This window comes from Blastococcus sp. TF02A-26 (genome assembly GCF_003319125.1).
In the GTDB taxonomy this organism is placed as follows: Bacteria; Actinomycetota; Actinomycetes; order Mycobacteriales; family Geodermatophilaceae; genus Trujillonella.
The window spans coordinates 271,492-279,372 of the sequence record NZ_QOHG01000005.1; the positions used below are offsets into that span (position 1 = coordinate 271,492).

The window sequence follows — 7,881 nt, forward strand, 5'->3', positions numbered from 1 at the left end:
CACCGCCGGCCCGTCGCACTACTGTCTCGGTCGTGGCCGACGACGTCCTCCCGCTCCCGGGGGCCTCCCTCGAGCCGGACGACGCCGAGGTCGGCCGGCGGTTCGCCGCCGGCGACGAGCAGGCACTGGTGCTGGCGTACCAGCGCTGGTCCGGGCAGGTGCACGGCATGGCGGTGCGGGCGTTCGGCCCGGGCCCCGACGCCGAGGACGTCACCCAGCAGGTGTTCGTCTCGGCCTGGACCGGCCGCACCGGCTACCGCCCGGAGTCCGGCCCGCTCCCGGCGTGGCTGGTCGGCGTCTGCCGGCACAAGATCGCCGACACCTGGGCCAAGCGGGACCGCCAGCGCCGGCTCGCCGAGGCCGCGGCCGCCGATGCGGAGACCCGCCCGGCCCCGGCGGCCCGGCCGCTGGACGCCGCGGTCGCCGACCGGGTGCTGCTGCTCGACGAGCTGGAGCGCATCGACCAGCCGCAGCGCGGCATCATCGAGCTCGCCTTCTTCGAGGACCTGACCCACGCCCAGATCGCGACCCGCACGGGTCTGCCGCTGGGCACCGTGAAGAGCCACATCAGGCGCACACTGGAGCGCCTGCGCAGTCGCTTGGAGGTGGACGGTGCCGCAGCACTGCACGCCTGAGGACCTCGCGCTGGCCGCGCTCGGTGAACCGCTGACCGGAGCGGACGCCGCCCACCTGGACGGGTGCGCCGCCTGCACCGCCGAGGTCGCGAGCCTGCGCCGCAGCGTCGAGGCGCTCGCCGTCCCCGAGTTCTCCGCGCACGGCCCCGCCGTGGCCCCGCCGGCGCACGTCTGGACGGCGATCGCGGCCGCCACCGGCGTGACCGCCACGCCGGAGGGCAGCGCCCGCGTGGTCCCCGAGGAGCCCGCCCGCACCGTCGAGGTCGTCCCGCTGCGGCCGCGCCGCTCGCGGCTGCTGCTGGCCGCGGCGGCCGCCGGCGTCGTCGGCGTCGGGATCGGTGCGGGCGCGGTCGTCCTCGGTGACCGGGACGACGAGGAGACCACCGTGGCCGTGGCCGCCGCCCAGCTCGACCCGCTGGGCGAGAACCGCGCCTCGGGGGAGGCGGAGGTGGTGGAGCGCCCCGACGGCAGCCGCGTGCTGCGGCTGGACCTCGACGCCGACGCCCCGGAGGAGGGCTATCTCGAGGTGTGGCTGATCGATCCCGACGTGGTGGGCATGGTCTCGGTCGGCGTCGTCAGCGCCGGCACCGAGGAGCTCGAGCTGCCGGCCGACCTCGACGTCGACGCCTTCCCGATCGTCGACGTCTCGGTCGAACCGCTGGACGGCGACCCGAGCCACTCCGGCGTCTCCGTCGCCCGCGGCCAGCTGGCGTGACCGTTCTCCCCCACGAGGACCTCGGCTCCGCCTGGCGCGCCGCCCGCCCCCGGGCGGCCGGGCGCCACCTCGACACCGCGGCCTGCAGCCGGCAGAGCACCCGGGTGCTCGACGCCGCCGCGCACCACGCCCGGCACGAGGCCGAGCTCGGCGGCTACGTCGCCGAGGCGGCCGCCGAGCACCTGCTCCAGCAGGGCCGCTCGGTGCTCGCCGGACTGGTGGGGATGGCCGCGGCCGACCTGGCGTTCGTCGAGTCGGCGCAGTCCGCCCTGGCCACGCTGCTCGCCGGCTGGCGGCTGCCCGCCGGCGGCCGGGTCGCGATCCTGCCGGGCGAGTACTCCCCGAACTCCGCGATGCTGCGTGCGGCCGGGCTGACGCCGGTGCCGCTGGCCGTGGACGGCGTCGGGCGGGCCGTCCCCGAGGAGGTGGAGCGGCTGCTGGCGGCCGATCCGCCGGTCGCGGTCCACCTCACCCACGTGCCCAGCCACCGCGGGGTCGTGCAGCCGGCGCGGGAGATCGCGGCGCTGTGCCGGGCCGCCGGGGTGCCGCTGGTCCTCGACGCGGCGCAGTCCCTGGGGCAGGTCGACGTGGACCTCGGCGCCGACGTCGTCTACGGCACCTCGCGCAAGTGGCTGGCCGGTCCGCGGGGCGTCGGGTTCCTCTGCGTCCGTCCGGCCGTGGCGGCGCAGCTGACCCCCGTGCTCGCGCCCGCCGCGGACCTGCCGCCGATGCGCGCGTTCGAGTCCGGCGAGGCGCACGTCGCCGGGCGGGTGGGGCTGGTCCTGGCCGTCGGCGAGCACCTCGCTGCCGGACCGGACCGGGTGCGGCAGCGGCTCTCGGCGCTCGGCCGCGCCGGCCGTGAGGTGCTCGACGGCGCGGCGGGCTGGCGGGTGGTCGAGCCGGTCGACGAGCCGACGGCGGCCACCACGCTCGTGCCCCCGGACGGCGCGGACGTCGTCGCCACCCGGGCGCGGCTGCTGACCGAGCACGGGATCGTCACCACCGCGATCGGGGTCGAGCGGGCGCCCGGGGAGATGACCGGCCCGGTGCTGCGGGTCTCCCCGCACGTCGACGGCACCCTCGACGACCTCGAGGCGCTCGCCGCCGCCCTCTGACGCTCAGAGGCATGGGAAGCGATACCCACGTCCTCGTGCCGAGAACGAGGGGTTCGCTTCCCATGCCTCGTCAGGCGGGCGCCTGCATCCGCTCGGACACCCGGCGGTGGACGGCGAGCTGCTCCGCCAGGCCGGGGTGCACCGGGACGCCGTCCTCCACGACGAACCGCCCGCCGACGACGGTGTGCCGCGCCGCCACCGGCCCGCAGCGCAGCCACGCCTCGACCGGGTCCGACAGCGCGCCGGCGAACGCGACCCCGGTCAGCGGCCACACCGCGAGGTCACCGCACGCGCCGACCGACAGCTCGCCGATCTCCCCGGTCCGGCCCAGGCAGGCCGCGCCGCCGCGGGTGGCGACCTCGAGGGCGTCCCGGGCGGAGAACGAGCCCGCGCCGTGCCGGAGCTTGCCCTGGAGCATCGCCGTCCGGGCCTCCAACCACAGCGACGCCGCGTCCGCCGACGACGACCCGTCCACCCCGAGCCCCACCGGCGCCCCGGCCGCCCGCAGCTCGCTCACCGGCGCCAGCCCGGAGCCCAGGATCATGTTCGACGACGGGCAGTGCGCCGCCCCCACCCGCGCCGAGCCGAGCCGGCCCACCTCGTCGGGTGAGGGCCAGACGACGTGTGCCAGCCAGGTCCGGTCCGACAGCCAGCCGACGTCGGTGAGGTAGTCGACCGGGCGCCGGCCGAAGGTCTCCAGGCAGAACGCGTCCTCGTCCTGGGTCTCGCACAGGTGCGTGTGCAGCCGGACGTCGAGGCGCTCGGCCAGCTCCGCGGTCCGGGTCATCAGCGAGGTCGAGACGCTGAACGGCGAGCACGGGGCCAGCGCGATGCGGGTCAGCGCGGTCGGCGACGGGTCGTGGTGCAGCGCCACCAGTCGCTCGGAGTCGGCCAGGATCTCGTCGTCGTCCTGCACGACCGAGTCCGGGGGCAGGCCGCCGTCCTTGACCGACAGGGACATCGACCCGCGGGTGAAGTGCGAGCGCATGCCGAGGTCCCGGGCGGCCGCGACCTCGGCCGTGATCAGGTCGCCGCCGCCGCGCGGGTGCACGTAGAGGTGGTCGGTGGAGGTGGTGCAGCCGGCCAGCGCCAGCTCGGTGAGCCCGACGTAGGCCGAGACGTACGCGGCCTCCTCGTCCAGCCGGGCCCACAGCGGGTAGAGCGTGACCAGCCAGTCGAACAGCCCGCCGGTCAGCGCGGGGGCGTAGGCGCGGGTGAGGTTCTGGTACAGGTGGTGGTGGGTGTTGACCAGCCCCGGCGTCACCAGGCAGCCCCGCGCGTCGACGGTGCGGACGGCGGCCGGCGGCGGGTCCCCCGGGCCGCCCAGGGCGCTGACCACCCCGCCGGTGACCGCCACCCAGCCGCCGGCGATCTCGCGACGGGCGTCGTCGACGGTGGCCACCAGCTCGGCGTCCCGGACGAGCAGATCGACAGGGTTGTCCACGCGCCGCATCCTGCCCAGGCTGTGTGACGGCGGCGAGTCACCGCGCGCCGGAACGACATCTGAACGGAACACCTCGGAGCTACCGTGGCCGCCCCCGGGCCCGCTGCGGCGCCCGGCGCCAGCCACGAGAGGGGACGCATGCGGTTCCTGCAGCCCACCACCTGGGCCGAGGCCCTGGAGGCGAGAGCCGCCCATCCCGAGGCCGTCGCGATCGCCGGCGGCACCGACGTCATGGTCGCGGTGAACTTCGGCCGGCTGCGCCCACCGGTCCTCCTCGACCTCACCCGGGTCGCCGAGCTGCAGGAGTGGGCGCCCGACGACGGCGCCGTCCGGCTCGGGGCGGGCGTGCCCTACGCGCGGGTCATCACCGAGCTGGGCGACCGGCTGCCCGGGCTGGCGATGGCCGCCCGCACGATCGGCTCGCCGCAGATCCGCAACCGCGGCACGGTCGGCGGCAACCTGGCCACCGCCTCCCCCGCCGGCGACGCGCACCCCGCCCTGCTGGCCGCCGACGCCGAGGTCGAGGTCGCCTCCGTCCGGGGCACCCGCCGGATCCCGGTGACCGACTTCTACACCGGGGTGAAGCGGAGCGCGCTGGCCCCGGACGAGCTCATCGCCGCCGTCCGGATCACCCCGCCGAGCGGGCCGCAGCAGTACAGCAAGATCGGCACCCGCAACGCGATGGTCATCGCGGTCGCCGCCTTCGGCCTGGCGCTGCACCCCGACCGCGGCGCCGTCGGCACCGGCATCGGCTCGGCCGCGCCCACCCCGCGCCGCGCGACCGCCGCCGAGGAGTTCCTGGCCGGGGAGCTGGCCGGCCTCTGGGAGTCCCGCGGCGAGCTGCCGGCCGCCACTGCCACCCGCTTCGGCGAGCTGGTCGCCGAGGCGTCCGCCCCGATCGACGACGTCCGCGGCACCGCCGCCTACCGCGTCCACGCGCTCTCGGTCATGGCCCGCCGGGCCCTGACCTGGGCGTGGGCCGAGTACCGCACCGCGAAGGAGTCCCGACCATGCGACTGACCTGCACCGTCAACGGCTCGCCCCAGCAGGTGGACGACGTCTGGGAGGGCGAGAGCCTGCTGTACGTCCTGCGCGAGCGGATGGGCCTGCCCGGCTCGAAGAACGCCTGCGAGCAGGGCGAGTGCGGCTCCTGCACCGTCTACCTCGACGGCACGCCGGTCTGCTCCTGCCTCGTGGCCGCCGGACAGGCCGAGGGCCGGGAGATCGGCACGGTCGAGGGGATGGCCACCGAGGAGTCCCTGCACCCGGTCCAGCAGGCGTTCCTGGACGCCGGCGCCGTCCAGTGCGGGTTCTGCACGCCGGGCCTGCTGGTCGCGACCGACGACCTGGTCACCCGCTCGCTGGCCGCCGGCGCGCCCCCCGAGGACGCCGAGATCCGCGAGGCGCTGGCCGGCAACCTCTGCCGCTGCACGGGCTACGAGAAGATCCTCGACGCCGTGAAGCTCGCCGCGCAGCGGATGGCCGCCCGATGAGCGCCCCGGCCCGCACCCCCGCCGGCGCCCCCGGGCACCTCACCGGCCCGGCCGGCGGCGGGATCGGGACCGACGCGCAGCGCCCCGACGGCACGCTCAAGGTGCGCGGCGAGTTCGCCTACGGCAGCGACCTCTGGATGGAGGACATGCTCTGGGGCGTCACCTTGCGCAGCCCGCACCCCTACGCCCGCATCCGCTCGATCGACGTCGGCCCGGCGCTGGCGGTGCCCGGCGTGCACGCCGTCCTCACCTCCGACGACGTCCCCGGCGCCAAGGCCTACGGCCTGGAGCTGGCCGACCAGCCGGTGCTCGCCGTCGACGTGGTCCGCTACCAGGGCGAGCCCGTGGCCCTGGTCGCCGCCGACCACCCCGAGACCGCGCGGGCGGCCGCCGCCCGGATCGTCGTCGACTACGAGGTCTGGGAGCCGGTCACCGACGCGATCGCCGCCCTGGGGCATCCCCGCTGGAACGCGGTGCACGAGGACGACGCCGAGGTCACCGAGCTCAGCCGGGAGTCCGCGCACCTGCACCCGGAGGGCAACCTCGTGCGGCACCTCAAGGTGCGCACCGGGGACCCCTCGCCCACCGCCGACGTCGTCGTGGTGAACACCTACGAGGTCGGCATGCAGGACCAGGCATTCCTCGGCCCCGAGTCGGGTCTCGCCGTGCCGGCCGAGGACGGCGGCGTGGAGCTGTACGTCGCGACGCAGTGGCTGCACGTCGACCAGCGACAGATCTGCTCGGCCCTCGGCCTCCCGCCGGAGCAGGTGCGGCTCACCCTCGCCGGCGTCGGCGGCGCGTTCGGCGGCCGCGAGGACCTGTCGATGCACGTGCACGCCTGCCTCCTGGCGCTGCGCACCGGGCGGCCGGTGAAGATGTCCTACAACCGCGAGGAGTCGTTCTTCGGGCACGTGCACCGCCACCCGGCGACGATGCGCTACGAGCACGGCGCCACCCGCGACGGCGACCTGGTCTACGTGAAGGCCGAGATCTACTTCGACGGCGGCGCCTACGCCTCGTCCACCCCGGCGGTCGTCGGCAACGGCGGCACGATGGGCATCGGCCCGTACGTCGTCCCCAACGTGCACGTCGACTGCTACGGCGCGTACACGAACAACCCGCCGTGCGGCGCCATGCGCGGCTTCGGCTCGGTGCAGACGGCGTTCGCCTACGAGTCGCAGATGGACGCGCTGGCCGCGGCGCTCGGGATGGACCCGGTCGAGCTGCGCTGCCGCAACGCGATGGAGCAGGGTTCGACGGCGATCACCGGGCAGGTGATCGACAGCCCGGCGCCGGTGGTGGAGCTGCTGCGCCGGCTGGAGGCCATGCCGATGCCGGACGCCGCCCCGGACGATCTGCGGCACATGCCCGGCGGCGTCTCCAACACCACGCACGGCGAGGGTGTCCGGCGCGGCGTCGGCTACGCGGTCTCGTACAAGAACGTCGCCTTCTCCGAGGGCTTCGACGACTACTCCACCGCGCGGGTACGGCTCGAGGTGGTCGGCGGCGAGCCGGTCGCCACCGTGCACACCGCCGCGGCCGAGGTCGGCCAGGGGCTGGTCACCGTCGAGCAGCAGATCGCGCGCACCGAGCTCGGCGTCGACCGGGTCGTCGTCCACCCCAAGGACACCCAGGTCGGCTCGGCGGGGTCCACCTCGGCGTCCCGGCAGACCTACGTCACCGGGGGCGCGGTCAAGGCCGCGTGCGAGGCGGTGCGCGGGCAGGTGCTGGCGCGCGCGGCGGAGCTGACCGGGCGACCGGTCGGGGAGCTGCGGCTGTTCGACGGCGCGGTGGTCGGCGAGGGACTGGAGCTGCCGCTGGCCGAGGTGCTCGGCGACGACGCGGTCGAGGAGACGCTGGAGTGGCGGCACCGCCCCACCGAGGCGATCGACCCCGAGACCGGCCAGGGGTTCGCGCACGTGCAGTACGCGTTCTCCGCGCACCGGGCCGTGGTCGACGTCGACACCGAGCTGGGCCTGGTCAAGGTGGTCGAGATGGCCTGCACCCAGGACGTCGGCAAGGCCATCAACCCGCAGGCCGTGATCGGCCAGATCCAGGGTGGGACGGCGCAGGGGCTGGGGCTGGCCGTGATGGAGGAGATCCTCATCCGGGACGGCAAGGTGCAGAACCCGTCGTTCACCGACTACCTGATCCCGACCATCCTCGACATGCCGCCGATGCGGATCGAGGTCCTCGAGTACGCCGACCCGCACGCGCCGTACGGGCTCCGCGGGGTGGGCGAGGCGCCGAACATCTCCTCCGGCCCCGCCGTGCTCGCCGCGATCCGCCAGGCGACCGGTCTGCCGCTCACGCGGGTCCCCGTCCGCCCGGAGCACCTCACCGGCACCTAGTTGTACTGATCGGACAGGTTGGTGCACGGCCTCTGGCCGAGGGTGATCTTGAAGTGAGGAGGGACCTCCGGGTTGGCTGTGGGAGCCGCCAAGCACCCACTCCGACCACAGGAGGTCCCTCGTGGTTC

Annotated in this window: 7 protein-coding genes; 6 read left to right on the top strand and 1 reads right to left on the bottom strand. The window is 75.6% G+C overall.

All coding sequences use genetic code 11. The annotated features are described in order from the left end of the window. Nucleotides 1-32 precede the first annotated feature (32 nt). The 3 genes from DQ240_RS08090 to egtE are packed head-to-tail and all read left to right on the top strand — an operon-like array spanning nucleotide 33 to nucleotide 2,465. Complete coding sequence (locus DQ240_RS08090) at nucleotides 33-635, top strand: RNA polymerase sigma factor (protein ID WP_233498587.1); 603 nt, start codon at nucleotides 33-35, stop codon at nucleotides 633-635. Further along, nucleotides 613-1,350, top strand: a complete 738-nt coding sequence (locus tag DQ240_RS08095; RefSeq protein ID WP_113839103.1) for an anti-sigma factor — start codon at nucleotides 613-615, stop codon at nucleotides 1,348-1,350. The genes DQ240_RS08090 and DQ240_RS08095 overlap by 23 nt, the downstream gene beginning before the upstream one ends. Next, complete coding sequence (egtE, locus tag DQ240_RS08100) at nucleotides 1,347-2,465, top strand: ergothioneine biosynthesis PLP-dependent enzyme EgtE (RefSeq protein ID WP_113839104.1); 1,119 nt, start codon at nucleotides 1,347-1,349, stop codon at nucleotides 2,463-2,465. The genes DQ240_RS08095 and egtE overlap by 4 nt, the downstream gene beginning before the upstream one ends. 70 nt (nucleotides 2,466-2,535) lie before the next feature. Here egtE and DQ240_RS08105 read toward each other — a convergent pair whose 3' ends face one another. After that, nucleotides 2,536-3,909 carry an 8-oxoguanine deaminase gene (locus DQ240_RS08105; protein WP_199589160.1) on the bottom strand — a complete coding sequence of 458 codons (1,374 nt, stop codon included), beginning with the start codon at nucleotides 3,907-3,909 and terminating at the stop codon, nucleotides 2,536-2,538. Between the two features lie 138 nt (nucleotides 3,910-4,047). Here DQ240_RS08105 and DQ240_RS08110 point away from each other — a divergent pair, with 138 nt between their 5' ends. From DQ240_RS08110 to pucD, 3 genes are read left to right on the top strand one after another with little or no spacing between them, the layout of a single operon-like run. Beyond that, nucleotides 4,048-4,929: a xanthine dehydrogenase family protein subunit M gene (locus DQ240_RS08110; protein ID WP_113839106.1), complete on the top strand. Its 882-nt coding sequence runs from the start codon at nucleotides 4,048-4,050 to the stop codon at nucleotides 4,927-4,929. Further along, entirely contained in the window at nucleotides 4,920-5,402 is a 483-nt protein-coding gene (locus DQ240_RS08115) for a (2Fe-2S)-binding protein (protein ID WP_113839107.1), read from the top strand. The genes DQ240_RS08110 and DQ240_RS08115 overlap by 10 nt, the downstream gene beginning before the upstream one ends. Further along, nucleotides 5,399-7,753, top strand: a complete 2,355-nt coding sequence (gene pucD, locus DQ240_RS08120; RefSeq protein WP_113839108.1) for a xanthine dehydrogenase subunit D — start codon at nucleotides 5,399-5,401, stop codon at nucleotides 7,751-7,753. Before DQ240_RS08115 ends, pucD begins: the two co-directional genes overlap by 4 nt. Nucleotides 7,754-7,881 lie beyond the last annotated feature (128 nt).